Here is a 25,542-nt window from a genome sequence, read left to right as displayed (position 1 = left end):
GAACGGAGAGTTCGACAGGGGCGGGCGTCCCGGTGACCACCTGATCCGGTGACCGCGCACGGCGGACGGATCAGATCAAGCCGTCCCACATCTGCTCCAGCAGCACCGACCACCAGCTCTCCGGCGACGCCAGCGCCGCCGGGTCCAGAGCGGCCAGCTGCGCCTGGAAATCGACGGTCCAGCGGCCGGCCTGCTCCGGGTTCAGCCCGTACCGCAGCCGCCACATCCGCCCCAGCAGCGCCATGGACCGGACGAACTCCGGCAGGCCCGTGTTCACGAACTGCGGCAGCACCGACTGCCCGTCCGGACCGGCCTCCACGGGCACGGCGACGATGTTCGCCGTGCCGTACTGGACGCAGATCGCCCGGCCGAAGTCCGTACCCATCACGAGGTACGCCCCCGCGTCCGGCGCGGGCCGCACCTGGCGCTGCGTGGCCAGCTCGGCGAGGGTCGGTATCACCGGCTGACCGGGCTGGGCCCAGAAGAACGGCCCGAAATCGGCGGGCAGTCCCGCCCAGACCAGGGTCCGGCCCACGGTCTCCGGTACGCCCTGCCGGGACACGGCCCGCTCGTCGAAGCGGAGCACGCCCTGCGGCCCGAACGCCTGGAGCAACTCCTCGGCCACCCCTTCCGGCCCGACCGGCGGCGCGGGCCGCACCGGCGGCAGCGGCGCCCGCACCGGGGCGGGCCGCGCGGGGCCGTCCGCCACCTGGTGCAGCTCACCCTGATGGGTGAGGAGGTGCCGCATGCCCTGCTGACGGCTCGCGTGGTCGGTGCCGTACGGGGCGACGCTGGTGATGCGTACCTGCGGCCACATCTCGCGGATCATCCGCGCGCAGTAGCCACCGGGCAGCTCGCAGGACTCCAGCTCGGTGTGGAGCTCGATGACCTGCTGCGGCGGCACGTTCATGCTCCGCAGCTCGTAGAGCATCTGCCATTCCGGGTGCGGGGTGCCCGGCGCCGAGCGGCGGATGAGCTGCTGCTCACTGCCGTCGGGCGCGCGGTAGCGCAGCACCGCCTGGTAGCCGGGACCCACGGTCGGCGGCTGTGCGGGCTGCTGCGGATAGCCGTACGCGGGCGGCGGCGGTGGTACGGCACCGGGCCCGGGCGCCCCGGGGACACCGGGCGGCGGGCCGGGAGGGCCGACCGGGGCACCGACCGGAGGCGCGGCGAACACCGTCTCGGCGTGGTGCACGTCGCTTCGCGGCCCGGGAGGTGCGGGCGGACCGGGCGGACCGGGAGGCGCAGGAACCCCGGGCGGGGTGGGCGGACCGGGCGGGGCAGGCGGCTGAGGCACACCGGGAGCACCAGGCACCCCAGGAGCACTGGGCGGGCCTGGCGGACCGGGCGGGGCGGGGACCCTCGGGGCGCCCGGGCCGACCGCAGGAGCCAGCTGCGTCGGTACGTAACCGGCGGCGGGCACTCCGGGCGCTCCCGGACCCGAGGGCGGTGCGGGCACGCCGGGGCGGGCGCCCGGGACGCCAGGGACGCCCGGCGGGGGCGGTACCGAACCGGCGGCGGGGCGCGGGGCGCGCGGCGGGGCGACGGCCTTGCTGGTCGCCGCGTTCGCGATGTCCTCGGCCCCCGGAGGGGTACCCGGCACCCGCCTGGGCTGCATCAGCGCGGTCGGGGCGTCGGCGGGAACGACCGGCGCGGGCGCGCTGTCGTCGTCGGCGCCCGAGAGCGGCGGGGCGAACACGGTGGCGGGCAGCGGGACCGCCGCACCGTCCGGGTCGCGGTTGGTGTCCGTACCGGCCCACGGGGTGGCGCCGTCCGGCACGGGCGCGGAGTCCGGGGAACCCGTCGCGGGCACCCCGTCCGACGCGGTCGGCTCGTGGTCCTCGGGCTCCGGCCGGGCGGGCCACGGCGTCGCGCCCGAATCCTGCCCCTGGGAGGTCGCGGCGGAGGGCGCGGAGTACGGCACCGAAGGCGCGGCGGGCACGGGAGGAACAACGGCAGGCGCGGGAGGAACAGGGGCGGGCGCGGGAGGAACAGGGGGCGCCACCGGCACCGCGTCGTGCACGGCACCCGGCCCGCCCGCCTGCGCGGGCACCGCCCCGGAACCACCGGCAGCCCCGGAGCCACCGGCACCACCGGCACCGTCGGGGGCCGCGTCGGAGGGCTCACGCCTGCCGTCCGGAATGCCCAGCTTGTCGGCCGCTTCCTGGAGCCACTCCGGCGGCGTCAGCAGGAAGGACGTCTGGTTCAGGTCGATGCGCGCGGGCGCCTGGGGGGCGGGCACCGCGTCCGCCGGGGAGCCGTACTCCTCCTCGTAACGCCGTATCACCTCGCCCACCGGCAGTCCCGGCCACAGCGTGGCCTCGCCGGTGTCGCGGGCGATGACCAGCCGCTGACGGCCGCCGTCCGAGACGGGGCCCTCCGGGCGGTCCTCCGCCCACGCCACGAAGCCCAGCTCGAACTCGCGGACCCGCACCTCCCGGTGCTGGTAGGCGGGCACGTCACCGTTGACCCACTCGTCGGCGTGCTCCTGCGCCTGTGCGAACGTCACCATCGCGCTCAGCCCTCCACCGGGACGGCGCGCGCGAAGCCGCCGTCCACCATCAGGTTCGCCACCGTCTCCAGCTCCTGCGGGCTGCCCGCGAGGCGCTGGAGGAACGCGTCGAAGTCCGCGCCGCACTGCACCAGCAGCCGGTCGGAACGCTCCTGCACCGTCATCTCGTTCCGGTCGCGCGCGTCGTCGTACGCGCAGAACCAGACCGAACCGATGCCACTGCCCTTCACCTTCACCGCCAGCAGACCGCCCTGGACGAACGCGACGCCCAGGAAGTCCTTGGTGAAGTGGTCCCGCAGGCACTTGTTGACGTAGACGAGGTCGTTGACCGCCGCCTCCTCGCGCACCGTGAAGAACGGCTGGTCCACCAGCAGCCCCAGCTCGGGATCGAGCGCGGTACCCACCGGGGCCGAACCGCCCGCCGCCTTCAGGAACGAGCGGTACGCGCCCGGCAGCCGGTAACCCAAGTCCTCCTCGGCGCCCAGGATCTGCGTCTCGGACACCGCGACGGCACCCTTCGGCAGCCGGAAGTGCGCGGGCCGGGTGCCCTGCAACGGCCGCGTGCCGCGCCGCTCGTGGTCCACCGACGTCGTCGACAGACCGGCGTGGTGGCGCAACAGCGGCTTCACGTCGACCGGTACGAGTTCCATCCGCCGGCTGCCCGACACGTGGTGCCAGGTCCAGCCGTGCGGGGTCGCCACCGCCGGGATCGTGTCCCACAGCTCGTGACCGGTCGCCGCCAGCGCGGCGTTGGCCGACACGTAGTCCGTGAGCCGGAGTTCGTCGATGCCGAAACCCTCCGGCGGCTCGGCGATCTCCGCGGCAGCGCGCGCGTAAGGGGAGAAGTCCGGATGACCGTTCGCGTCGATCCGTACACCCCTCGGGTGGCGCGACGCCCGGACCGGGTCCGGGAAGTGCACGACCTGCCCGGCGTAGGCCGCGTTCGGTGGCGCGGCTTGCTGCCCGAGCCGACCTGTCGTCATGGCGGTTGCCCCCTGCTGCGTCCAGTGTTCCGCACAGCCTATGCGGTGGCGCAACAGGGGGGACCGCCCCTCCGCGGCCGTCACCTACCGTCACACCCAGGTGACGGAAGAGCGACGGTTGGGCCGCTTTGGGCGACACGCTGCACCCAATACCGCCCCAGCTTCCCCACCGTCCGACACATTTGGCAGGCTGTCCCCCGCAACTCGGGGGATTGCACGGGAGGAAATCGACACCATGCACGACGTACAGACAGTCACTTCCGGGGACCCGCGTCTCAGCTGGAGCACCACCGACTCCAGCCGCACCCCCAGGCTGCACCACCGCCGCGACGGCATCCTGCCGGCCGTGGCCGCCGCGCTGTCCCTGCGCGGGGAGACACTCACCTGCACCGCGGGCAAAGGGGACCAGCCACCCGTCCTGCACCACCTCGTGCAGGACTTCCTCGACACCCTGCCCACCAGCCAGCGCGAACGCTTCACGGGCCGCTGCCCCGAGGCGATACTCCTCTCCCGGCAGCTCACCGCGGCCGAGGGAACCCGCTCCAAGCGCGCCCAGCGCAAGCCCCTCACCAGCGGCGAGGCCCGGCGCGCGCTCAAGCACGGCCGGCTCACCGCCCGGCACATCCGCGAGGACGGCGACCCCCGGCACGGCAGCTACGCGGCGCCCTGCCGCTCCTGCTCGGTGATGCTCGCCCACTTCGGCGTACGCCCCGTCGACCTCACCGCCAACGGCGCGGCCACCGCGGCCGAGAAGGGCTGACGGCATCCCGATGCACGATCCGAACCAGCACCCCACCGGCACGGCCAACCGCTTCACCCCTGTCGTGGAGAAGGCCCTGCGCGCCGCGGGCTGGGAGCCCGGCCGCTGGATCATCCGGCAGGCCGAGGAGTGGGCCGACGCGCTGCGCGCCCACGCCTCCCCGGCGGGCCACGAACACGCGGTGTTCCCGGCGGCGGTCGAAGCCTGGGCGGAGTTCGGCAACCTGGACATCCTCGCCCCCGGCCCCGGTCGGCAGATCGCCCCCGTCTCCGTACGGATCGACCCGCTCAGCGGCCTCCACCTCGCCCGCACCCTCGGCGACCTCGGCCGGGCCCTGGCCACCGAGATCAGCCCGCTGGGCCACGAGGGCGAGGGACAGGCGGTCCTCGCCATGGACAGCGAGGGACGCGTCTACAGCGTCGACCACACCGGCGACTGGTTCCTCGGCCCGGACATCGAGCGCGCCCTCAACACCCTCCTCACCGGCGTCCAGCCGACCCGGCTGACGTCGGGCTGAGGGGGGGCGGGAGGCCCGGACCACGCCGCCGCCCTACGGACCACAGGCGGGGGCCCGGACCACGCCGCGGTGCTACGGACGCGGGACGGCGTCGTCGGGCAGGCCGCCCAGGATCGCCGAGACGGCCGCCGCCGCACTGTCCACCTGGTACACCCGGCCGTCGGCGAACCTCACCTTGAAGCGCCCCTCGCCGAGCGGCCAGGTCCTCGGGAGGTCCACGCAGATGGGCGGCGTGACCCGACGGCTGAAGGTGAGCCCGCCCACGGACGACCCCGGCGACAGGACGCGCAGCCGCGGCTGCGCGAAGGCGGCCTCGACGAGGTCCTTCCAGTCGGCCCCGTGCCTGCGCCTGGACTGCCCGCTCTCGGCGTGCTCGCGCATCATCCGCCACCGGGCCGGCACGGCCTCGCCCCGCTCATGGGCTTCGGCCAGTTCCCAGGTCTCCAAGAAGGCCCACCGTGCGACGAGTTCGCGCACCTTGGCCCCTCGGTGCCAGGAACGCATCGCACCGGCGGCCTCCGCCAAGTCGTGCGTACCGCCCGACGCCATGCGGATGCCGTGGGCCCAGCAGTCGACCACGAAGGTGCGTTCGGCGGCCTCGACGAGCAGGGCGGTCGCTGTACGGCCGTCGGCCCTCACCTCCGCGGCCACGTAACGCCAGCCCGGCGACGACGTCAGCCCGCACCAGAGCCCGCAGCGGGCCCGATCGGCCGCCGCCTGGAGCGCGTTCCGCAGGGACCCCGCCCTCACCACGTCGGGATAGAGGGCCGCGTACCTGTGCAGGGGGTGGGAGGCTTCGGCCGGTGCGTCGACGGGGAGTCGCTCAGTCATCCGACCGAGTCTGGCAGAACGGCCGACCGCCGCGCCGGCGTCCGCCGAATCACACACCTCGCGAAAGAAATCCGGCAAGACAGGGTCCGTCGATTTCGATGGCGCGGACAGAATCATCCGCTCGGTACGCATTCCCTTGCGGGGAGAGCCGAAAAGCCACCGAACCAAGAACGAAATGAGCAGAACTGCGCGCAAGGAGTCTCTATCCATGGCGATCAGGTGGCGAGTTCGTCCCCACCCACCATCAGCCGCCGGGGGATCGTCGATCCCCCGGATCGACGCAGGAAGGCCCGACCGCCGCACCTTCTCTCGCACCCCGCCTTGGGACGAGCCGGCGCTACGTGCCGAGCAGCCCCTCGATCGCCTCGGCGACTCCCGCTGCCTGGAGGTCGCGACCGGTGCGGTTCGGGTGGACGTACCAGGGCAGTTCACGATCCCCGAAGCGCACCTCGGAGCCCTCCAGAAGGGCGCCGATGCCGCGCCGGGCACCGTCGCAACCGGTGGTGGAGCCGGTCGAGGCGTAGAGGTCGACGTAGGTCGCCCCCGCCTCCTCGGCCGCCTCCCTCATGAGGGCATCGAGGGGCCGCTGCACTCCGGCATCCAGGAACTCCAGGGCGTCCTGCCCGATGTCCGCGAACGGCTTCTCCGACCCGCCCGGAACCTCCGCGAGGCAACGCGCGGTGTCGGCAGGCACGAGCCGCGGGTAACCGACCAGCACCACACGGGCGTTGGGAGCCTGCGCCCCGATCCGGTCGAACATCCTGCCCAGGTCCTGCCGGACGGCCGCCATGCGCGCTGCGAGCCACTCCTGCCCCGCGCGCCCGTTCCCGAAGAACGCGGCGCACTCCGAGGGCGGCGAGGACGCGTCGACCGGATCGGCCGGCATCAGCAACCCCTCGTCCCCCCTGAGCCGTTGGGAGCACTGCTTGAGGATGCTCGCGACGCCGGCGGTGTTGCCGCCGAGGCTGCCGACCACCAGCCCGGTGTCCGGCCCCACGGCGGACTCCTGCGGCGCCACGCCCGCGGCACCGGACGGCGAGAAGCTCTGCGCCTCCCACACGTCCCGGATCCGGGCACCGCCGCAGGACACGTCCGCCCGTACGTCGAGCCGGACTCCGGCCGAAGCGAGCCGCTCGACGACCTTCACCGGGTAGTTCTCCGCGGACCGCAGACACTCGGCGGGGCCTCGGGTGGGTGCGATGCCGAAGTTGGCCGTGGAGGAGTCGCCGATGAACACGGTCTCCACCGGAGCCGCGGCGGGTACGACGACGGGCAATGCGGCCGGGGCGACGACGGGCGATGCGGGTACGACGACGGGCAATGCGGCCGGGGCGACGACGGGCGATGCGGCCGGGGCGGCGGCCGTCACCCACAGCCCGAGCACGACGAGCGCGGCGGCAGCGGTCTTGCGCACGCGAGTTCCTTCCGGGGGACGAGGACACGAACTCCCGGATATTACGCTGCGCCGCCACACGGATACCCAACGTCAACGCGGCCTCAAGAGCGGGCCGGAGGCGCTGCCGCGACCGCTTCCGCATCCGTGATCGGCCCGCCCTGTCGGACCACCCGGTGCCGAGGGACGTGGAGAGGAGTCCTACCCGCGGGAGTACTCATCGACAAGGCCGCTTATACAAGCCGAGCGTCGTTGGGTCAGCTGGACGCGATCGACATCACCGTAGCGAGCCGCCTTCTGATAGTCGGCGAGTGCCTCGCGCCACGAACCGCTGCACTGGTGCAGATATCCCCGGTTGAGGTACCCGGCGGCGTCGTCGGCCCGTACGGCCAGGAACCGGTCGGCGTCGTGGAGAGCGTCGGTCAGATTTCCCATCGCCCACAGCGCACTACTGCGATTCTTCAACGCGACCGGGTGCGAGGGATGGTGCGTGAGCACCTCGGAGAAGTCGGCGAAGGCTGCCTCCGGGTCACCCGACGCCAGCTTCATCAGCCCCCGCAGACACAGCAGATCCGGGTGGCGGGGCTGGGCGCGCAGACCGGCCCGGACATCTCGTGCAGCCTCGTCCAGCCGGCCGGCCCGATAGTGCAGCCCCGCCCGGTTCAGCCTGGCGGGGACGAACGCGGCATCCAGCTCCAAGGCGTGGCCGTATTCGCGAAGCGCCTGCTCCACGTCCCCCACGGTGGCGGAGCCGAGCCCGGCATTGAAGTGCATCTCCGGGCTGGGCGGACCGGCCCGCAGGGCCAGGCGATAGTCCGCCAGGGCGGCATGGTGGTCGCCGGCCGCACGGTGGGCATCGCCGCGCTCCGCGTGTATCCCCGCGCTGAACGGCTCCAGGGCGATGGCCTCGGTGTAGCACGCTACGGCGAGGTCAGGCCTCTTCAGCGCGATGTAGACCTTGGCTACGTTCTGGTAGAAAACGGGGCTCTCGGCCTGACGGCGATCAGGACACAGACGCTGAATATCGTCCAGTCCCTCCAGGCCCAGCCGCAGCGCCTCATCCGTACGCCCGGCGCGCACCGCCAGCAACGCCCTGAAATTCTTGTCCAGGAAGATGCGGTTTCCGATCTCGCTGGGCCCCTGGGGCGCACTGTCCACGTACTCCAGGGCGCATTCCAGGAATTGCTCGGCCTTCACCAGATCCCGCTGATTCCGGGGTCGCAGCCGGGCATGGATGATCCCTCGTGCGTAACTGCAGGACATCGCCGTGATCGGGTCTGAAACAGCGGCCAGTTGAGCGGCACAGAACTCCTCCGCTTCATCGAGACGTCCGAGCCGCATCAGCGAGTGGACGGTCACCGAACACACCGTGCGCATCGCGACAGGATCTTCGGCCGGAGCGTACCGGGCGGCAATGCGTGCGGTGTGCAGCGACGCTTCGTAGAATCCCATCGCCAGATAGTGCTCGGCCGCGCCACTGAATGCCTCGAATATCACCTCGGAGGATGCGTCGCTGCGCTCCAAGTGGTGAAGAACCGCACTGAGATCAAGTGAGCGGCGGCCCTGGGCCATCAACTCCGCGGCGCGAAGACGGTGTCCCTCCGGCGACAGCCGCACCGCGCTCTGCCGAGGGCCGGATTCCTCAAGACCGTCTTCGTCGTCCCGTACGACGCGAAGGACGTTCGGATCCGCTCGCCGCGCCAGGATCTCCAGGAACTCCGCTTGCAGGGGATCCGCCATCGCCACGTCGGTGAAGGACAGCGTCAGCACCGGGGCATCGGCCAGCTCGGACCGCCAGCGCAGAATCAGGCTGACCACTCCGTGCGACAGCCATGTGGTGCGGCCGAGGGGATACAGCCCTTCTTCCCGCTGCCCCGGGCCGAACGGGATCGTGCCCGGCTCCCCCAGGATGTCGACCAGATCGGGGTGGAGCTCCAGCACGCCCGCGCGGGTGTCCGGCGCCACGGTCACCAGGCTGCGGACAAACTCCCGTACGAGGTCGGGACGATCCCGGCCGACCTCGGGAAACAGTTGGCTCATCAGGTCGTTACAACCCACGTACGGATAGCGCTTGAAGGCATGACAGTCGACACTGACCGTTCGGGTGGCGGGCAAGGTTACCTCCTGTGTACGGCGTGGTGCGGGCCCACGGCGGGGCCCGCACCACGTCGAAAGTCGTCGGCGCTCCGGAGTCTCAGATGGCGCAGAGCACGGTGGCGGTCGCCGCCGGGTCGGCCTGCCCGGGAACCTCCACGGCCAGGGCGTTGGCGTCGGTGTGGGACGCGTGCCCGGCCGACACGACCGTCGCCGTCTGTGGCGCCGCCGCAGCAGCGCCGGGCACGGCAGTGGCGGCGACCACGGCCCCCACGGCGCCGGCGAGCGATACCCCGATGACCCCGGCCACGGCAGGTGACTTGGAAATGTTCATGGAATCCCTTTCGAAAAGGATCAGGAATCAGAACGGAGCGCCCCGATTCATCGATTCGAGAATTACCCAGCGCCCGAATCAACAAACTGCGGGGCATGCCGAAACGAATTGCCCGTCCAGCCGTTGGCCTGAACATGTACGAGTACTCCGGCGCGTCACCCGCGAGACCGACACCCCCACCTCCGCCGATATTCCCTGATGGACGCATAAGCGTCACCGGGGAGCCGGACCGGCCGCCGGAGCGCCGGATTGGGGCCAGAAAGAGGGAATGTGGCCGAAAGGCGTAAGATCGCAAACCTTCCTCAGTCGATCGTTCGAGCGTTGATCATTCACCACTTCGCCGCACCGGAATTGACCATTCCCGGGAATGGTCCGGACCGGAGGAACCCGCGCCACCGGCCCCACCCCACCCCCATTTCACCTGCTCAGCCGATGCCGGAGAGGCAGGCCGATCCACCTCGGCGCCACCTGTCCGGTGCGGCGCGACCTCGGCCACTGATCATTACTATCGATCTCCCGAGAGAACAACGACCTTGACCATTGATCGCCGGAACTCCCCGCCGGGAAAAGAAAGATCTTGACTTTCGATCATTCAATTCGGGTCGCGCCACGCTTTCCCGAAGATCCACCCGGAAATGAACCAAGGCATTCCGTATACGAGGGCTCTCCGGGATATGACCAATGCCCGACCGGCGCCTCTCCCTCGCGTATGGGCGGTCGCATGCCGGGCGGCGTTTGCACCCTTGGCACGACGCCATCTCTCGCACAACGGGCGTACCAGAACATACGCGGGTGAACGCGGCCTGCCGGCAGACCGGGCAAAAGGGGACCGCGACCCGGCCGGCGCGGGAACGGTGGAACGGTTCCGCGATCCCGTTCGTCTTCGCAGCCGGCGGAGTAGCCTCCGCACCCGCTTCCCCGTCCCACCCACGGCCGAGGAACAGCCTTCAGTAACCCGGACCGTTCTCCATGCGTGCGGGGAGTACCGCGCGAACAGCGAAGGAGCATGTCGTGTCAGGACAACGCAGGGCGAACAGCACACCGGCGTCCTCCGGAAGGCAGAGCCGGCGCCGGCCCCGCCGGCATGTCGGACGGTGGATCGCGATTGCCGCGTCCGTCCTCATCCTGGGCACGGCCGGCACCGGCGGCTGGGTGTACACCCACCTCAGCGGCAACATCGATGGCGCCGACGTGGACGACTCCCTGGGCGGCGACCGGCCCGAGGCGGCGGCCGGGGGCGAGAACATCCTCGTCATCGGCTCGGACAGCAGGGAAGGGCTCGGCGATTCCTACGGCAAGAACCTCACCACCATGCAGTCCGACACCCTGATGCTGCTGCACACCGGAGGGGACGGGAAGTGGGCCTCGGTCGTCTCCTTCCCCCGTGACTCCTGGGTGCAGATCCCGTCCTGCGCGAGCGGCGAGGGCCCCGCCTCCAAGCCCCACCACTTCAAGATCAACGAGGCGTACGCCATCGGCGGCTCCACCGGCGACAAGGTCAAGGCCGCCGCCTGCACCATCAAGACCGTCGAAGCCAACACCCACGTGCGCATCGACCACTTCCTGATCGCCGACTTCCGCGGCTTCAAGGGAATGGTCAACGCGCTGGGCGGTGTGGAGGTCTGTCCGAAGGAGGCCATCCACGACACCAAGGCCCACCTCGACCTGAAGGCCGGCTGCCAGCTCGTCCGGGACGACAAGGCCCTCGGTTACGTACGCGCCCGCTACAGCATCGGCGACGGCACCGACATAGGCCGCATCGGCCGGCAGCAGGAGTTCATGCAGTCGCTGGCCGCCCGCGCCAAGTCCAAGCTGTACAACCCCACCGCGCTCTACGGCTTCCTCGACTCCGCCACCAAGTCGCTGACAGCCGACCAGGACTTCGCCGGCATCAAGCCCCTCTACAGCCTGGCCAGCAGGCTCAAGGGCATACCGGCCGACCGGATCTCCTTCCTGACCGTCCCCAACTACCCGCGCGAGCGCGACATACCGACGGACAAGGCGAACGTGACCTGGCAGCAGCCCGCCGCCCACGACCTGTTCACGGCCATGAACGACGACCGCGAGACGACCACGGACGCCCTCAAGAAGTCCGTCGCCGAACTTCCCGCACCGGCCGGCACGGTCCGCGTCACGGTCCTCAACGGCACCGGCACCCGGGGCAAGGCCATGGAGGTCGCCGAATCGCTCCAGGCACTCGGCTTCCAGATCGCCGCCACCGGCAATGCCCCCGCCCACGTCGGCAAGACCACCCTCACCTACACCCCGGACCAGGCCGACGGGGCCAGGGCCCTCGCGGGACGGCTTCCCGGCCTCACCCCGGCCCCCGCCGCACCGGACGCCCCTGCGGGCATCACCCTGACCATCGGCCCCGACCTCCCGGCCCTCACCGGCTGACGCGCCGGCCACAGCAAGGACGCGCGCGTCAAGAGCGCGCCTCGCGCGCCTGGGCGGCTCCACACAGGGAACTCTCGGGCCACTACCGCGTCACCGTGGTCGCAGAGCACGCCTGGCCGCATTGATGACATGGTGGGCATCGGCCCCGTACACCGCCGACTCGCGCAAGGTCCGCCAGACCTTCGCGTACAGAGCGACGTTGTCCGCGTCGTCCAACCACATCTCGGCGTGCCAGTCCTCCGCGACGACCAACCGGTCATCGAGTACCCAGAAACCGTTGGCGGGCACGATCTTCACGGACGCCGCGAACGGGACGACGCCCAGCTCGACCGTGTCCATGCCGATCACACCGACAAGTCGGTCGAGCTGGGCGGCCAACACGGAGGGCGGACAGATCAGCGACCGCAACGCCGCTTCCCACATCAGCACATGCAACGTGCGACCAGGCCGGTACAGCCACTCCTGCCGCTGAGCCCTGGAGCGCACGGCGTCCTCAACACCTCCCGCCCCACCCAGCAGGGCCGCATAGCGTTGGATGACATGACGCGCGTATTCGGGAGTCTGCACCATCCCGGGCACGACCGACTCTTCCCAGATCCACATGTCCGAGCTGCGCTCGATCTCGGCGCTCAGTCCCTCGTGCAGCGGCTTGAAGCCGTTCGCGAGGGCCCTTCGCCACGAACGGATATGGGACTCGAACCCGGCCAGCCGCGAGACCAGTTCGGCGTACGTGTCCGGCTGATCCGTCGCGTCGGCCCACGCCCGAAGATCCTCGGGTGTCGCCGTCTGCCTGCCGTTCTCCAGCTTACTGACCTTGGACCCTTGCCAGCCGAGCCGCTGTGCCAGCTGCTGACCGGTGAGCCGTCCACCGGGGCACGAGAAACGCAGCTCGCGGAGGCGTGCGCCCAGCGCTGTCCGTGCCTGCTGATAGTCGGTGCTCACCCGCCTCGCGCTATTCGGTCGTGGCCACCTGCGCGGCGAACCGGTCGAACGGGACGGCATGGTGCATCGCCGCGTCGCGCACCCTGGCGTACCGTACGACCTCCGCCGGCTCGGTGATCAGCTCGAAGTGGAGCAGGTTGTCCTGGTCGTCGAAGTGAAGGAGAGCCACCATGCGCGAGTCGAAGATCCAGAAGTCCTCGGCAGGCAGCGCCATCCGGTCGGCATCGTCCCGCCACAGGTAGCGAATGTCCTCGCCCGCAGCGGCATTGTGCCGGGCGTAGTCGAGCAGGAATCGCTGCTCGGTAGTGGGCGGAGCATCGGCGATACGCACACGGCCGACCGTCTTGCCCGCATCGGTCTGCTTCGGCCCCCAGTTCACCAGCAGCTCACGCGGTACGGCCACTGCCGCCTCGCCAGGCCCGAAGTGCTGGAGCTGTGCGAGATCACCAGGGTCGGTGACGGGAACCCCCTGCACGATGATCTCGCCGGTGTTCCTGTCCGTGTGGAGTGCCGGGCAACCGTCGACCTTGCTGTCCGTCCCGGTGAAGCGCAACTGTCGAACCATGGAGGCTCTCCTTCCAGGGGTTTGATCAACAGCATGGCCGGACCTTCGGGCCTCCACCACCGGATCGGGGGTGGTGCGGGAGAAAACAGCGGCAATGCGTGTTGGTTGTCGAGCAAACTCAAGAAATCGGCGTACCGCATGCCGACCCCGTACTTCTAGCGTTGCGTTCATGGCAATCACAGAACCGCGGGAATCCGACCCCTTCGCGGCGGCGGAATCCTTGAGGGCAGCGACCTCCGAAGCCGGCATCGTCCTCCCCTCGCTGGGTGTGGATCCGGCGTCCCCGGCACTGGGGCTCGTCGAACTGGGCCGCGTGCGCGCCGAGGTGGCCTTCCACCTGGCTGAGGCACTTCGGCGAGGAGTCCGGGAATGACCGAGAATCAGAGAACACCGACGACCTTGCGCCACGGAAAGCTGCCTTTCCCGGCGGGCACCTTGGTCCAGGACACCGTTTCGGAACGCACGGGCCATCTGCTCGGCGTGATCGAGGAGCACTCCAAGGAAGGCGGACGAGTGATCAGGCGTCAAGCGTTCATGCGCCCCGAGGCCGGCGGCCTGGAGTGGGACGTGCCCCTTGAGCGCGTGCGCCCCGTCCGGCGCTGACTGCAACCGTTCGCGCCGCGGCTCAGAGCCACTCTCTCCTCCTTTTTTCAGCAGTCACCCCAAAGGCAGTTCGGCCAGCATGACGGCGAACACCGGGGAATCCGGGAAGGGTTGCTGCTGTCCGACCTTCCGGAAGCCCCAGGACTCGTACAGGGCCTGGACGCGCGGGTGTCCGGTGTCGACCAGGAGGACGGCGAGGTCCTCGGCGCGGCTGCCGAGCAGGGTCCGGGTCACCAGTTCCGCCGTGCCCGTCTTCCGGAACTTCGTCACCACGGCCAACTCGGAGTAGGAGAAGGTGCGTTCGCGCCCGGCCGTCGGGTCGATGTGTTCGCGCCACCATTCCTTGCCCGGGCTCGCCGGAGCCCCGTACGCGAAGGCCACCGGATCGTCGCCGTCGAAGGCGATCACGCAGGCGAAACCGGGGCGGCCGGCCCAGTGGTCCACGAACCAGGGGAAGCGCCGGTTGAACTCGTCGTCCATGACGTCCGCGTAAGCGTCCCGGTGGACGTCGAGCAGCACCTGACGGATCTCGGGGAGGTCCTCATGGGTGAAGTGACGGACCTCCGGCCGGAAAGCGTTCACGCTCGACTCCATTCGGACCGGTAACGGTCGGCCCACTGTCGACCGACGGCCGCGTCCGGCGCAAGAGCGATCACGTCCCGGCGGAACTCGCCGAGGAGCGAGCGCATCCGCCCGGGGATGGGCGATCCCGCCATGAGCGCGAAGACCGTGGACGCGGTGGCGCACGCCTGATCGATGTCACGCTGGTGGAGCTGGGCCAGGGCGAGACGGGCGGTCGCCAGCGCCCTGTTCCTGCGGAACTGCCCAGGGATCGCGGCCACGGCCCGGTGGGAAGCGGCTTCCGCCCCGGCGTGGTCGCCGGTCAGGTCGAGGACGACCGCGGTGATGGCGGTCAGCTCGGCCGGCCCGTAGAAGGCCATCCAGCGCACCCGCGGCTCCGCCCCCGCCCTGGCCAGGGACTCGCCCGCGTACCCGAGGGACCGCAGGGCGGACTGCCGCTCGCCGAGGTAGGCGTACCCGACTGCGGTACGGGCATGGGCCAGCGAGGCGAACAGCGGATCCCGCTTCGTGACCCCCGCCGACTGGGCCGCGAGGCCGGAGTCGAGCGCCTCGCGGTACTCCCCGCGCTGCCGCGCGAGCATGGCGTACGAATTCCAGACCCGCAGCTCCGTCACCGGGTCCTGCCCCATCCCCGCCAGGTACAGGGCCTTCCCCAGCAGGGCGTGCGCGCGGTTGTCGCGCCTGGCGTCCAGCGCGCTCCAGGCGGCCGTGGCGGTGTACTCGGCGGCCACCGAGAAGAGCCGGAGCCGGACGCGCCCGGTGGCCCCGAGCCGCTGCTTCTCCAGCGCCTCGGCCGCCCCGGCCAGCGCCGCCCCCTCCAGGTCCGTGTGGCCTCCCCGGAAGTCGTCCAGCGCGGTCAGGGTGTCCAGTCCACTGCGCAGGCGCAGCACGTCGGACGTACCGACCCGGGGCTGAGCCCCGGCGAAAGGGGACGCCCCGGCGAAGGGGGCAGCGGCGGCGGACGCGCCGGTGGCCGCCGCGGTGGCGGTGGCGGTGACGGCGGCGGCCGTGGCCGCCGCGGTGAGAAAACGCCTGCGATTCACGGGAGACTCCGATGCCTCGGCCGGACCACTTCTTCCGGCCGGCGGGCGGAACCCGAGCTCCGCGGCCCCGCAGCCGAAGACTGCTTCCAGGGCCTCGCGTTGCCGAGGGTGTGGCCAACTCGTCCTGCCGGTCAACCAGTTGCGGATCGTTCTGTCACTGACCGTGCCGTCGTGCCCCAGTGCGATCAAACGCGCGTTCACCGAGTCGGCCAACTCCGCCTGGGTGAACCCGCCCTCCCGCATCGCGCCGCTCAGGCGCTCGTTCACCTGCACTCCACCCACGGTAATGACGGAACCCCGGAAGGTGAGCGGTTCGAGCGAAATTTCCGGTACCCCGGGACGCGGTACGGGCGGATTCTTCCTCCTCGGGCCGCGCGCGGGCGCGTTCACTGGACCGAGGCCGCCGACGTCCGAACACCCCCGGACCGAGCCCGTACCCACAGAGGTCCCGATGACTGTGACCACAACGCCACGCCCCACCGGGCACCCCGGCTACTCCGAGACCATGCCGCGCGAACCCCGGAGCGCGGCCGGCGCCCGCCGCCTCGTCCGGACCGCGCTGGCCGCCTGGGGCATGGAGGCGCTGACCGAGGACGCCACCCTCGTGATCACGGAGCTGGTCTCCAACGCCGCCGTGCACGGCCGTCTGGCGTCGATCCGCGTCCTCGTCACCCGCCCCGACGACGGCCGCGTCCGTCTCGGCGTGGTCGACCGCTCGCGCCGCGCCCCCGTACCGCGGAGGGATCTCGACGGCGAGGAGACCCGGGGCCGCGGGATGGTGCTGATCGACGCGCTCAGCGACCGCTGGGGCACCGAGGCGTACCGCTGGGGCAAGCAGGTGTGGGCGGAGCTGGCCCTCGACGCGGACCGGCGGGAGCACCGCCGGGGATGACCTGCGCGCAGAGTGCCGGACGGCCGGCTACCGCGCCCCGGGCTCCCGCTCGCCCGCCGGCTTCCGGGCGCCGGCCTGGCCCGGCACCACCACCTCGATCGGTACCGACTCCACCTCGGGCACCACCACGACCTCCGGAACGGCCGCGCCCTCCGGAGCCGCCGAGGCGTCGGGCAGCACCGCCGACACCCGGAAGCCGCCCGCGTCGGTCGGGCCGGAGACGAAGACACCGCCGAGGCCGGTCACCCGCTCCCGCATCCCGACGAGTCCGTTGCCGCCGCTCGGCAGGTGGGCGTCGGCGACGGCCGCGTCGGACGGGCCGTTCTCCACCTGCATCGCGACCTCCGCCTCGCGGTGCGCGAGCCGTACCCAGGTCTTCGCGCCGGCCGCGTGCTTGTGCACATTGGTCAGCGCCTCCTGCACCACCCGGTACGCGGTCTGCTCGACCTGCGGGGCGTAGGGGCGCGGCTCGCCGTCCACCGACAGCTCCACGGTCATGCCCGCCTGGCGCGACTGGGCGACCAGCGCCTCCAGCTCACCGAGGCGCGGCCCGTCCTCCGGCGCCGAGGCCGCGGCGGCCGCGGCAGCGGCGGCCCGGCCCACGGAGGCCAGCGGCTGCCTGCCCCCGCCCGGCCCCGAGCCCGTCCCCGTACGCGGCGCGACCAGCGCGTCCCCGCTGCGCAGCACGCCCAGCATCTCGCGCAGTTCGGTCAGCGCCTGGCGCCCCATGTCCCCGACGAGCGCGGCGTTGCGTACCGCCTTCGCGGGGTCCTTCGGCGCGATGGCCTGGAGCGCCGCCGCGTGCACCACCATCAGGCTCACCCGGTGCGCGACCACGTCGTGCATCTCCCGGGCGATCCGGGTCCGCTCCTCCGTACGCGCCCACTCGGCACGCTCCTCGGCCCGGTCCGCGAGCAGCGACAGCTCACGCTCCAGCGAGTCGGCCCGTTCGCGCAGGCTCTCCATCAGCCGTCGGCGGGCGCCGATGTAGAGGCCGAAGAGGAGCGGGGGCGCGGTCAGGCCCAGTGCCATGAAGAGGGAGACGACGGGGGCGTACCAGTCCCCCGGCACGGCGGCGGAGGACGCCTGGTCGACGAGGTTCCGGCTCAGCCGCAGGTACGTCACGATGAAGCTGCCGACCAGCGACATCCCGGTCAGGACGACGGTGATCCTGCGCGGTACGTCGGAGGCGGCGAGCGAGTAGAGGCTGACGAGGCCCATGAGGAAGCCGACCTCGGCGGGCGTCGTCGCGATCGACACCAGCACCACGACGATGGGCCACCGGCGCCGCAGCACCAGGACCGATCCGGCCAGCAGCCCGAAGAGCACGCCGACCGGTACCGGCAGCCGGGCCTCCCCTGCGAACTGGATGCCCTCCAGCCCGCACTCCAGCGCCGAGACCAGCGCCAGTCCCACGTCCAGGGCGACACCACGCCGCCGTTCCCACCACCAGTAGCCGCGGGTGGTCATTCCCGCCGCCTCCCGGTCTGCCCCCGTTGCGGTCATGCCATCCACCCTACGGGCGCCCGCATCCCATTTTCGGGTGACTGCGGGAGCACGACGCGTGTTCGAACGGGGGCGGAACTGCGGGCAATCCCCGGAACAGGGGCTTCATCGCGCGGACACCTGCGGCGGCGCGCATCCCCTGCGAGCGCGCACACGTGACGGACGCCATCCGCCGATCGGTCCGCCCCCGTGCATGATCAAGAAAACCGGGTTCCGTCGTCGCGCGGAAGGGGCTTGGTACGGCATAGTGTTGGGTGCCGATCCGACGGACTGACACAATGTCCGTTTCAGTTGGAATTGATCCCCCATGGTGTAATCAGGCAGCACTGCGGTTTTTGGTACCGTCTGTTCAGGTTCAAATCCTGATGGGGGAGCTCTTCGACGCGGGCCCCGACCTCACCGGTCGGGGCCCGCGCCCGTTTCCGGCACGTGCACCCCCGGTATCCTGCGGGTGACCGCACCCGAAAGCCGAAGGGCACATCCGTGAGCGCCAGCAGCCCCGCAGCAGTCGTCGTCCTCGCAGCGGGTGGAGGCACCCGCATGAAGTCGAAGACGCCCAAGGTCCTCCACGAGGTCGCCGGGCGCTCGCTCGTCGGGCACGTCGTCGCCGCCGCCCGCGAACTCGGCCCCGAGCAGCTCGTCGTGGTGGTCGGGCACGCCGGTGAGCAGGTCGTCGCGCACCTCGAAGCGACCGCCGCGAGTGTGCGCACCGCCTTCCAGGCCGAGCAGAACGGCACCGGTCACGCCACCCGCATCGGGCTCCAGGAGCTCGGCGGGGTCGAGGGCACCGTGATCGTCGTCTGCGGCGACACCCCACTGCTCTCCGGCGAGACGCTCGGCGCGCTCGCCGTCACCCACGCCACGGACGGCAACGCCGTCACCGTGCTCACCGCCGAGGTGCCGGACTCCACCGGGTACGGCCGGATCGTGCGCGACCCGGTCAGCGGCGCGGTCACCGCGATCGTCGAGCACAAGGACGCGAGCCCGGCCCAGCACGCGATCCGGGAGATCAACTCCGGAGTCTTCGCCTTCGACGGCCGACTCCTCGTGGACGCGCTCTCCAAGCTGCGCTCGGACAACAGCCAGGGCGAGGAGTACCTCACCGACGTGCTGTCGATCGTGCGCGAGGCGGGTCACCGGGTCGGCGCCTCGGTCGCGAAGGACCACCGGGAGATCCTCGGCATCAACAACCGGGTGCAGCTCGCCGAGGCCCGCCGCCTGCTGAACCAGCGGCTGTTGGAGCAGGCCATGCTGGACGGCGTGACGATCGTGGACCCGGCGTCGACGCTGGTCGACGTGACGGTCACCTTCGGCCAGGACGCGGTGGTGCACCCCGGTACGCAGCTGCTCGGGAACACCCACGTCGCCGAGGACGCCGAGGTCGGCCCGAACTCCCGGCTGAAGGACACCGTCGTCCACGAGGGCGCCCGGGTGGACAACACGGTCTCCGACAGTGCCGAGATCGGCCCCGGCGCCACCGTGGGCCCGTACGCCTACCTGCGGCCGGGCACGAAGCTCGGCGCGAAGGCGAAGGCCGGCACGTACGTCGAGATGAAGAACGCCACGATCGGCGAGGGGACCAAGGTCCCGCACCTGAGTTACGTCGGCGACGCGACCATCGGCGACCACAGCAACATCGGCGCTGCCAGCGTGTTCGTGAACTACGACGGGGTGAACAAGCACCACACCACGATCGGCTCGCACTGCCGCACCGGCTCGGACAATATGTTTGTGGCACCGGTCACGGTCGGGGACGGGGTTTACACCGCCGCGGGCTCGGTCATCACCAAGGATGTACCGGCAGGCTCGCTGGCCGTAGCCCGGGGCCAGCAGCGGAATATCGAGGGCTGGGTCGCGCGCAAGCGGCCCGGAAGCGCCGCCGCTCAGGCCGCCTTGGCCGCCACGCAGGATTCCGACGGCGAAAGCTGACCGGAAACACGTGCGCCGGAGTCGGCGTACCGTGATAGATGCTCACCCATTTCGGCTGGCACGTTGCACAACGGGACAGATGCGTGCAACGGTCAGAAACACGTCTGAGGAGACTGTGCTGTGACCGGGATCAAGACGACCGGCGAGAAGAAACTGATGCTCTTCTCCGGCCGCGCCCACCCCGAGCTGGCCGAGGAGGTCGCACACCAGTTGGGTGTCGGTCTCGTGCCGACGAAGGCCTTCGATTTCGCCAACGGTGAGATCTACGTCCGCTTCCAGGAGTCCGCCCGCGGCGCCGACTGCTTCCTGATCCAGAGCCACACGGCTCCGATCAACAAGTGGATCATGGAGCAGCTGATCATGCTGGACGCGCTGAAGCGCGCCTCGGCACGTTCGGTGACGGTGATCGTGCCGTTCTACGGTTACGCCCGCCAGGACAAGAAGCACCGCGGTCGCGAGCCGATCTCGGCCCGTCTGGTCGCGGACCTGATGAAGACGGCGGGTGCGGACCGCATCCTCACCGTCGACCTGCACACCGACCAGATCCAGGGCTTCTTCGACGGCCCGGTCGACCACCTGTTCGCGCTGCCGATCCTCGCCGACTACGTCGGTGCCAAGGTCGACCGCTCGAAGCTGACGATCGTCTCCCCGGACGCCGGCCGCGTACGGGTCGCCGACCGCTGGTGCGACCGCCTGGACGCCCCGCTGGCGATCGTGCACAAGCGCCGCGACAAGGACGTCCCGAACCAGGTCAGCGTCCACGAGGTCGTCGGCAACGTCCAGGGCCGGGTCTGTGTCCTGGTCGACGACATGATCGACACCGGTGGCACGATCTGCGCCGCCGCCGACGCCCTGTTCGCGCACGGCGCCGAGGACGTCATAGTGACGGCCACCCACGGTGTCCTCTCCGGCCCGGCCGCGGACCGCCTGAAGAACTCCAAGGTCAGCGAGTTCGTCTTCACGGACACCCTGCCGACCCCGGGCGAGCTGGAGCTCGACAAGATCACGGTGCTCTCCATCGCCCCGACGATCGCGCGCGCGGTGCGCGAGGTCTTCGAGGACGGTTCGGTCACCAGCCTGTTCGAGAGCGACGAGCACTGACCGTCGCCACCCGTGCGAGCGGTCCGACCGCCGCACACCGTTCCGCCACGTTGCACGAGTAACCCGCAGGTCAGCGGGGCGCCGGTGCGGGCGGAAATGATCCACTTGGGGGACGGCCTCCCCGCCGGGTAGACTCACGGAGTTGCTCGGCGAGGGAGGCCGTACTCATGTACGGCGGTCCGTTATCGACGCGCTCTTCGTAGCAGGCCATCAAGTCGTGGCCGGGTGACCAGTCCGTCTTTCGTCACCTCACGAGGAGTGCAGCCATGGCCGACCAGATCAACCTCGCCGTCGAAGCCCGTTCCGAGTTCGGCAAGGGTGCCGCCCGCCGCGCCCGTCGCGCCAACCTGGTTCCCGCGGTCGTCTACGGCCACGGCGCCGAGGCCGTGCACATCAACCTGCCGGCCCACGAGCTCCAGCTCGCGCTCCGCACGCCGAACGTCCTGATCGGCCTGGAGATCGACGGCAAGAACGCGCTCGTCATCCCGAAGGCCGTGCAGCGCAACGCCCTCAAGGGCAACATCGAGCACGTCGACCTGCTGACCGTCAAGCGCGGCGAGAAGGTCAACGTCGAGATCGCCGTCGAGACCGAGGGCGACCTGGCCCCGGGCGCCTTCCTGCTGGAGTTCGTCCAGAACACCCTGAGCGTCGAGGCCGAGGCCACCCACATCCCCGAGTCCGTGACGGTCTCCGTCGCCGGCCTGTCCGCGGGTGACTCGATCCTCGCCAAGGACATCACGCTGCCGAAGGGCTCCGTGCTCTCCGGTGACGAGGACGCCATCGTGCTCCAGGTCGTCGCCGCGCAGGCCGAGGAGCCGGCCGCCGACGCCGAGGCCGAGAGCACCGAGGCCTGAGCCTCGCCCTCGTCCGACCTGCTTGACTGACGGGGCGGCGGCCTCCCTTCCGGGGAGTCCGCCGCCCCGTCGGCCTGTGCGGGGCACTCTCCAGGCCCCTACAGCCCGGTACAGCCCGTACCGGCCCCGTGACCACGCCCTCCGGCCGCCTTTCCCGCCCGGCCCGCATCCGAGGAGACAGCGCGCAGATGTCCGACGTCACCGACCCCTGGCTCATCGTGGGCCTCGGCAACCCCGGCCCCGAGTACACCGCGAACCGGCACAACGTCGGCTTCATGGTCGCCGACCTGCTGGCGGAACGGATCGGCGGGAAGTTCAAGCGTGCGCAGAAGGCGCAGGCGCAGGTACTGGAGGGCCGCATCGGCCCGCCCGGACCGGCGAACCGGCGGGTGATCCTGGCGAAGCCGCAGTCGTACATGAACCTGTCGGGCGGCCCGGTGACGGCGCTGCGCGACTTCTACAAGGTGCCGACCGACCATGTCGTCGCGATCCACGACGAGTTGGACATCGACTTCGGCGCGCTGCGGCTGAAGCTGGGCGGCGGCGACAACGGGCACAACGGCCTGAAGTCGATGACGAAGGTGATGGGTCCCGAGTACCACCGGGTGCGCTTCGGCATCGGCCGCCCGCCGGGCCGGATGCAGGTCGCGGACTTCGTGCTGAAGGACTTCTCCTCCACCGAACGCAAGGAGCTCGCCTACCTGGTGGACCGGGCGGCGGACGCGGTCGAGTCCCTGCTCGCGGACGGGCTAGAGCGGGCCCAGGGGACGTACAACTCCTGAGCGGCCGAAGGGGCATGGGGCCGGCCGGGGACGGTCCGGCCGCCCTACCCGGAGGACGGCCAGAAGCAGATCGCCGCCGTCCCGCACACCGCGAGCGCCCCGAGACACCAGTACAGCGAGAAGGTGTTGAGCGGCACCTTGCGCCAGGGGTTCCGCTCCTGCTCCGCGATGTCGGCCCCGACCCGCTTCGCCACCGGGGTCAGCGCGACGACGAACGTCACCAGCACGGTGCTGTAGACGTACAGGGTCTCCGGAACGGAATAGCCCTTGATCACGGCCTGGGGCAGCAGAAAGATCCAGCCGGCCGCCGGAGCGAGGAACATGCGCCGACGGGCCTTGGGCGTCGGCATGGTCCAGTGCATCGCGGCCAGGTAGACGACGGTGACGAAGGTCGCGATGGTCCACCACGCACCGGTGGTCAGATGAGAAAGCATGAGCGTGACACCCCCCGAAGTCCCTTCCCGAACATAGGAAGTCGATCGCCGGAGGTGTACGGCATCGCTCGGCAGGAAATCCGGCCGGCCACTGCCCGCCTCCGGCAACTTCCCTTCCGCGTGCGGCCGGAGACGGCCACCGCGGTCGTCCGGGCCGCCGGTCCGCACCGTGCCGCGGACCGGCGGCCCGGGGCGTCGAAAATCGGCCTGGTGCGGGAGAGCCGCCTTCGCGGGGCCGTCAGGCGGCGTCCGGGCGTGCCTGGTCGAGGAGTTGCTGGATGCGCAGCCCACGCGCGGCGTCGATGCCGGTTCCGACTCCGGTGCGCACGGCACCGGCGAACTCGCGGCGGAGCACCGGCCAGCACTCCTCGTGGTCGATTCCGGCGGTGTCGTAGACCAACTCCTCACCGGTGCCGAAGAGTTCGATTCGGGTACGGGCACGGTCCAGCCGGACGCTCCCGGACAGGGACGCCTGGCTGACCGCGCCGTTCTCGTGCTCGCAGGTCAGCTCGATCCAGCGGCGGGGGTCGCCCGTCCCGCGTACGGAGACGATGGGTGCGACGGCGCTGTCGAGCAGGTCGAGCAGGTGCGGGCCGAGGTCGAGCAGCGCGCCGTGTTCCAGCCGCCAGGAGGTGGCGAACTCGCCGCCGAGAAAGGCTCCGTGGAGGTAGCAGGAACGGGCTCCGGTGAACTCGCGTCCGGCCGCTTCGGCGAGGAAGGCGCGGGTCGTCGGGTGGTAGCGCTTGGTGAGGACGAGCTGGGAGACGACCGCGTGTTCGGCGACCGCGTCGGCGACCGCGCGGGCGGCGGCCAGGTCGGCGCCGAGCGGCTTCTCCAGCAGCAGGGCCTTGCCGGCCTTCGCCGCGTGCACGGCGAGCTCCGCCTGTACCGCGGGCGGTACGGCGAAGGCGACCGCGTCGCAGCCGTCGAGCAGTTCCTCGAAGGAGCCGGCGGCCGTCGTGCCGTAGGCGTCCGCGACCTCGGCGGCGGCCTCGGGGCGCCTGGCCCAGACGCCGCTCAGCGTGGTCTCGGGTCCGGCGGCCAGCATCCGGGCGTGCATGGTGCGGGCCCATGGCCCCGCCCCGACCAGGCCGACGCGGACCGGCGGGTGCGGCCAGGCGTCGGACGGGGTGCCGGTGGTGGGGTGCTGGGACATGGTGCTCTCCATCGGGGTGGGTACGGCGGGGGGCGTGCGGGTCCGGGTCAGCGGGCCGCGTCGGCGGCGAGCGCGGCGAGGCGGGCGTCGGCACGGTCGGGGTCGTAGAGGCGCTCGACCACCATGACGGCGGCCCCCGCGAGGGCGGCACGGTCGCCGAGCGAGGTGCTGACCACCTGGAGGTTGGCGGTGGTGCGGGGCATGGCCCGCTGGTAGAGGAGTTCGCGTACGCCGGTGAGGAACGGGGTGCTCGCGAGGTCGCCGCCGAGCATCAGGACACCCGGGTTGAGGAGGGTGACCACGGTGACGAGCACCTCGCCGACGCGCTGTCCGGCGGCGCGGGCGAGCCGGAGGGCGTCCGGCTGTCCGGCGGCGAGGTGGCGGCGCACGTCGGAGCCGGAGGCGGTGGGGACCCCGGCGGCGGTGAGCTGTTCGGCGATGGCCCGGCCGCTGGCCACGGCGGCGAGGCAGCCGTAGGACCCGCACATGCAGAGCGCGTCGAGCCGGTCGTGCAGGCGGATGTGGCCGATGTCGCCGGCGCCGCCGTCGATGCCCCGGTACATCTCGCCGCCGACGACCATGCCCGCGCCGATGCCGGTGGACGCCTTGACCAGGACGAACGCGCCGCAGTCGGCGTAGTTCTCGCGCTGTTCGGCCAGCGCCATGAGGTTGGCGTCGTTGTCGACGTAGACGGGCAGCGCCCCGGTACCGGCGGCCTTCGCCCCGGAAGCGGCCGGGCCGAAGGCGTCGGGACCGAAGTGTTCGGCGAGCGCGGCGCGCATCCGCTCGCGCACGGGGAAGCGGTCCCAGCCGGGCATGATCGGCGGCTGGACCACCTGGGCGCTCTCCCAGTCGACGGGCCCGGGGACGGAGAGGCCGACGCCGCAGACCCGGTCCGGTGCGGAGCCGGCTTCCTCCAGGAGCGGCCCGAACCAGCGGGCGAGCCGGTCGAGGACGGCGTCGGGGCCGTCGGCGATGACCAGGGTCCCGGTCCGCTCGGCGAGGACCTTCCCGGACAGGTCGGCGACGGCCGCGCGGCCGTGCCGGGTCTCCAGGTCGGCGACGAGCACCACGGCGTGCGTGGGGTCGAACTCCAGCCGGGAGGAAGGGCGTCCGCCGGTGGACGTACCGGTCGCGCCGCGCAGCCAGCCGGCCCCGAAGAGCTGGTCGAGGCGGTGGCCGACGGTGGACCGGGAGAGTCCGGTGGCCTGTTGGAGCTCGCCGCGCGTGGTGGCCTCACCGCTGCGGATGAGCCGCAGCAGATGTCCCGCGCTCGCCTGGTTTCCTGCCATCGTGGTCGTCCTCGTCCCGTCTCTCGTGCCCCCGCGGGCC

Annotated in this window: 24 protein-coding genes and 1 tRNA gene; 11 read left to right on the top strand and 14 right to left on the bottom strand. The window is 71.3% G+C overall.

Going from position 1 to position 25,542, the window contains the following annotated elements:
* Nucleotides 1–70: 70 nt before the first annotated feature.
* A complete protein-coding gene (locus OHA55_RS19425) occupies nt 71–2,512 on the bottom strand; it encodes an SUKH-4 family immunity protein (protein ID WP_266708024.1) in 2,442 nt (813 codons plus the stop codon).
* Nucleotides 2,513–2,517: 5 nt separating this feature from the next.
* Entirely contained in the window at nt 2,518–3,495 is a 978-nt protein-coding gene (locus OHA55_RS19420) for an HNH endonuclease (protein ID WP_266708022.1), read from the bottom strand.
* Nucleotides 3,496–3,730: 235 nt separating this feature from the next.
* On the opposite strand from OHA55_RS19420, the gene OHA55_RS19415 reads away from it, so the two are divergent.
* Nucleotides 3,731–4,255, top strand: coding sequence for a YwqJ-related putative deaminase (locus OHA55_RS19415; protein WP_266708020.1), 525 nt, complete (start codon nt 3,731–3,733; stop codon nt 4,253–4,255).
* Between the two features lie 10 nt (nt 4,256–4,265).
* Nucleotides 4,266–4,772, top strand: a complete 507-nt coding sequence (locus OHA55_RS19410) for an SUKH-3 domain-containing protein (RefSeq protein ID WP_266708017.1) — start codon at nt 4,266–4,268, stop codon at nt 4,770–4,772.
* A gap of 72 nt (nt 4,773–4,844) precedes the next feature.
* Here OHA55_RS19410 and OHA55_RS19405 read toward each other — a convergent pair whose 3' ends face one another.
* The 4 genes from OHA55_RS19405 to OHA55_RS19390 form a co-directional block, all read right to left on the bottom strand.
* Nucleotides 4,845–5,603, bottom strand: coding sequence for a DUF6193 family natural product biosynthesis protein (locus tag OHA55_RS19405; protein ID WP_266708015.1), 759 nt, complete (start codon nt 5,601–5,603; stop codon nt 4,845–4,847).
* Nucleotides 5,604–5,940: 337 nt separating this feature from the next.
* Nucleotides 5,941–7,017: an SGNH/GDSL hydrolase family protein gene (locus OHA55_RS19400; RefSeq protein WP_266708013.1), complete on the bottom strand. Its 1,077-nt coding sequence runs from the start codon at nt 7,015–7,017 to the stop codon at nt 5,941–5,943.
* Nucleotides 7,018–7,197: 180 nt separating this feature from the next.
* Nucleotides 7,198–9,111, bottom strand: a complete 1,914-nt coding sequence (locus OHA55_RS19395; RefSeq protein WP_266708011.1) for a tetratricopeptide repeat protein — start codon at nt 9,109–9,111, stop codon at nt 7,198–7,200.
* A 79-nt stretch (nt 9,112–9,190) separates the two neighbouring features.
* Nucleotides 9,191–9,424: a hypothetical protein gene (locus OHA55_RS19390; RefSeq protein ID WP_266708009.1), complete on the bottom strand. Its 234-nt coding sequence runs from the start codon at nt 9,422–9,424 to the stop codon at nt 9,191–9,193.
* 1,098 nt (nt 9,425–10,522) lie between these two features.
* Here OHA55_RS19390 and OHA55_RS19385 point away from each other — a divergent pair.
* A complete protein-coding gene (locus tag OHA55_RS19385) occupies nt 10,523–11,821 on the top strand; it encodes an LCP family protein (protein WP_266710815.1) in 1,299 nt (432 codons plus the stop codon).
* Between the two features lie 90 nt (nt 11,822–11,911).
* Here the strand turns inward: OHA55_RS19385 and OHA55_RS19380 are convergent, their stop codons facing one another.
* Nucleotides 11,912–12,763 (bottom strand): helix-turn-helix transcriptional regulator, encoded by an 852-nt coding sequence (locus OHA55_RS19380; protein WP_266708007.1) that lies wholly within the window; start codon nt 12,761–12,763, stop codon nt 11,912–11,914.
* A 10-nt stretch (nt 12,764–12,773) separates the two neighbouring features.
* Nucleotides 12,774–13,328, bottom strand: a complete 555-nt coding sequence (locus OHA55_RS19375; RefSeq protein WP_266708005.1) for a DUF6879 family protein — start codon at nt 13,326–13,328, stop codon at nt 12,774–12,776.
* Nucleotides 13,329–13,497: 169 nt separating this feature from the next.
* On the opposite strand from OHA55_RS19375, the gene OHA55_RS19370 reads away from it, so the two are divergent.
* Together OHA55_RS19370 and OHA55_RS19365 are read left to right on the top strand one after the other, a co-directional pair.
* A complete protein-coding gene (locus OHA55_RS19370) occupies nt 13,498–13,701 on the top strand; it encodes a hypothetical protein (RefSeq protein ID WP_266708003.1) in 204 nt (67 codons plus the stop codon).
* A complete protein-coding gene (locus OHA55_RS19365; RefSeq protein WP_266708001.1) occupies nt 13,698–13,931 on the top strand; it encodes a hypothetical protein in 234 nt (77 codons plus the stop codon). Before OHA55_RS19370 ends, OHA55_RS19365 begins: the two co-directional genes overlap by 4 nt.
* 54 nt (nt 13,932–13,985) lie before the next feature.
* Here the strand turns inward: OHA55_RS19365 and OHA55_RS19360 are convergent, their stop codons facing one another.
* Together OHA55_RS19360 and OHA55_RS19355 are read right to left on the bottom strand one after the other, a co-directional pair.
* Nucleotides 13,986–14,525: a GNAT family N-acetyltransferase gene (locus tag OHA55_RS19360; RefSeq protein ID WP_266707999.1), complete on the bottom strand. Its 540-nt coding sequence runs from the start codon at nt 14,523–14,525 to the stop codon at nt 13,986–13,988.
* Nucleotides 14,510–15,823, bottom strand: coding sequence for an XRE family transcriptional regulator (locus OHA55_RS19355; RefSeq protein WP_323180429.1), 1,314 nt, complete (start codon nt 15,821–15,823; stop codon nt 14,510–14,512). Before OHA55_RS19355 ends, OHA55_RS19360 begins: the two co-directional genes overlap by 16 nt.
* A gap of 184 nt (nt 15,824–16,007) precedes the next feature.
* Here OHA55_RS19355 and OHA55_RS19350 point away from each other — a divergent pair, with 184 nt between their 5' ends.
* Nucleotides 16,008–16,448 carry an ATP-binding protein gene (locus OHA55_RS19350; protein ID WP_266707995.1) on the top strand — a complete coding sequence of 147 codons (441 nt, stop codon included), beginning with the start codon at nt 16,008–16,010 and terminating at the stop codon, nt 16,446–16,448.
* Between the two features lie 27 nt (nt 16,449–16,475).
* Here the strand turns inward: OHA55_RS19350 and OHA55_RS19345 are convergent, their stop codons facing one another.
* Nucleotides 16,476–17,954: a sensor histidine kinase gene (locus OHA55_RS19345; protein WP_266707993.1), complete on the bottom strand. Its 1,479-nt coding sequence runs from the start codon at nt 17,952–17,954 to the stop codon at nt 16,476–16,478.
* Between the two features lie 301 nt (nt 17,955–18,255).
* On the opposite strand from OHA55_RS19345, the gene OHA55_RS19340 reads away from it, so the two are divergent.
* From OHA55_RS19340 to pth, 5 genes are all read left to right on the top strand, one after another.
* Nucleotides 18,256–18,328, top strand: a tRNA-Gln gene (locus OHA55_RS19340).
* A gap of 109 nt (nt 18,329–18,437) precedes the next feature.
* Nucleotides 18,438–19,883 carry a bifunctional UDP-N-acetylglucosamine diphosphorylase/glucosamine-1-phosphate N-acetyltransferase GlmU gene (glmU, locus tag OHA55_RS19335; protein ID WP_266707991.1) on the top strand — a complete coding sequence of 482 codons (1,446 nt, stop codon included), beginning with the start codon at nt 18,438–18,440 and terminating at the stop codon, nt 19,881–19,883.
* A gap of 120 nt (nt 19,884–20,003) precedes the next feature.
* Nucleotides 20,004–20,984, top strand: a complete 981-nt coding sequence (locus OHA55_RS19330; RefSeq protein WP_266707989.1) for a ribose-phosphate diphosphokinase — start codon at nt 20,004–20,006, stop codon at nt 20,982–20,984.
* Nucleotides 20,985–21,250: 266 nt separating this feature from the next.
* Nucleotides 21,251–21,838, top strand: coding sequence for a 50S ribosomal protein L25/general stress protein Ctc (locus OHA55_RS19325; protein WP_266707987.1), 588 nt, complete (start codon nt 21,251–21,253; stop codon nt 21,836–21,838).
* Nucleotides 21,839–22,026: 188 nt separating this feature from the next.
* Nucleotides 22,027–22,620 (top strand): aminoacyl-tRNA hydrolase, encoded by a 594-nt coding sequence (gene pth, locus OHA55_RS19320; RefSeq protein WP_266707985.1) that lies wholly within the window; start codon nt 22,027–22,029, stop codon nt 22,618–22,620.
* 44 nt (nt 22,621–22,664) lie between these two features.
* On the opposite strand, the gene OHA55_RS19315 is transcribed toward pth, so the two are convergent.
* The 3 genes from OHA55_RS19315 to OHA55_RS19305 all read right to left on the bottom strand — a co-directional run bounded on the left by OHA55_RS19315 (nt 22,665) and on the right by OHA55_RS19305 (nt 25,502).
* Nucleotides 22,665–23,054, bottom strand: a complete 390-nt coding sequence (locus OHA55_RS19315; protein WP_266707983.1) for a hypothetical protein — start codon at nt 23,052–23,054, stop codon at nt 22,665–22,667.
* Between the two features lie 238 nt (nt 23,055–23,292).
* The gene (locus OHA55_RS19310; protein ID WP_266707981.1) at nt 23,293–24,210 is read right to left on the bottom strand and encodes a Gfo/Idh/MocA family protein; all 918 of its coding nucleotides are present in this window, start codon (nt 24,208–24,210) and stop codon (nt 23,293–23,295) included.
* Between the two features lie 47 nt (nt 24,211–24,257).
* Entirely contained in the window at nt 24,258–25,502 is a 1,245-nt protein-coding gene (locus tag OHA55_RS19305) for an ROK family transcriptional regulator (RefSeq protein ID WP_266707979.1), read from the bottom strand.
* Nucleotides 25,503–25,542 lie beyond the last annotated feature (40 nt).

The organism is Streptomyces sp. NBC_00102 (genome assembly GCF_026343115.1).
In the GTDB taxonomy this organism is placed as follows: Bacteria; Actinomycetota; Actinomycetes; order Streptomycetales; family Streptomycetaceae; genus Streptomyces.
This window is presented reverse-complemented; position numbering and strand designations above follow the sequence as displayed.

Excerpts from the sequence above, each read along its gene's own strand:
- OHA55_RS19365 (WP_266708001.1), top strand. The coding sequence starts at position 13,698 with ATGACCGAGAATCAGAGAACACCGACGACCTTGCGCCACGGAAAGCTG.
- pth (WP_266707985.1), top strand. The coding sequence starts at position 22,027 with ATGTCCGACGTCACCGACCCCTGGCTCATCGTGGGCCTCGGCAACCCC.
- OHA55_RS19410 (WP_266708017.1), top strand. The coding sequence starts at position 4,266 with ATGCACGATCCGAACCAGCACCCCACCGGCACGGCCAACCGCTTCACC.
- OHA55_RS19360 (WP_266707999.1), bottom strand. The coding sequence starts at position 14,525 with ATGGAGTCGAGCGTGAACGCTTTCCGGCCGGAGGTCCGTCACTTCACC.
- OHA55_RS19425 (WP_266708024.1), bottom strand. The coding sequence starts at position 2,512 with ATGGTGACGTTCGCACAGGCGCAGGAGCACGCCGACGAGTGGGTCAAC.
- OHA55_RS19310 (WP_266707981.1), bottom strand. The coding sequence starts at position 24,210 with ATGTCCCAGCACCCCACCACCGGCACCCCGTCCGACGCCTGGCCGCAC.
- OHA55_RS19405 (WP_266708015.1), bottom strand. The coding sequence starts at position 5,603 with ATGACTGAGCGACTCCCCGTCGACGCACCGGCCGAAGCCTCCCACCCC.
- OHA55_RS19390 (WP_266708009.1), bottom strand. The coding sequence starts at position 9,424 with ATGAACATTTCCAAGTCACCTGCCGTGGCCGGGGTCATCGGGGTATCG.
- OHA55_RS19325 (WP_266707987.1), top strand. The coding sequence starts at position 21,251 with ATGGCCGACCAGATCAACCTCGCCGTCGAAGCCCGTTCCGAGTTCGGC.
- OHA55_RS19420 (WP_266708022.1), bottom strand. The coding sequence starts at position 3,495 with ATGACGACAGGTCGGCTCGGGCAGCAAGCCGCGCCACCGAACGCGGCC.
- OHA55_RS19415 (WP_266708020.1), top strand. The coding sequence starts at position 3,731 with ATGCACGACGTACAGACAGTCACTTCCGGGGACCCGCGTCTCAGCTGG.
- OHA55_RS19345 (WP_266707993.1), bottom strand. The coding sequence starts at position 17,954 with ATGACCGCAACGGGGGCAGACCGGGAGGCGGCGGGAATGACCACCCGC.
- OHA55_RS19315 (WP_266707983.1), bottom strand. The coding sequence starts at position 23,054 with ATGCTTTCTCATCTGACCACCGGTGCGTGGTGGACCATCGCGACCTTC.
- OHA55_RS19350 (WP_266707995.1), top strand. The coding sequence starts at position 16,008 with ATGACTGTGACCACAACGCCACGCCCCACCGGGCACCCCGGCTACTCC.
- OHA55_RS19370 (WP_266708003.1), top strand. The coding sequence starts at position 13,498 with ATGGCAATCACAGAACCGCGGGAATCCGACCCCTTCGCGGCGGCGGAA.
- OHA55_RS19305 (WP_266707979.1), bottom strand. The coding sequence starts at position 25,502 with ATGGCAGGAAACCAGGCGAGCGCGGGACATCTGCTGCGGCTCATCCGC.
- OHA55_RS19375 (WP_266708005.1), bottom strand. The coding sequence starts at position 13,328 with ATGGTTCGACAGTTGCGCTTCACCGGGACGGACAGCAAGGTCGACGGT.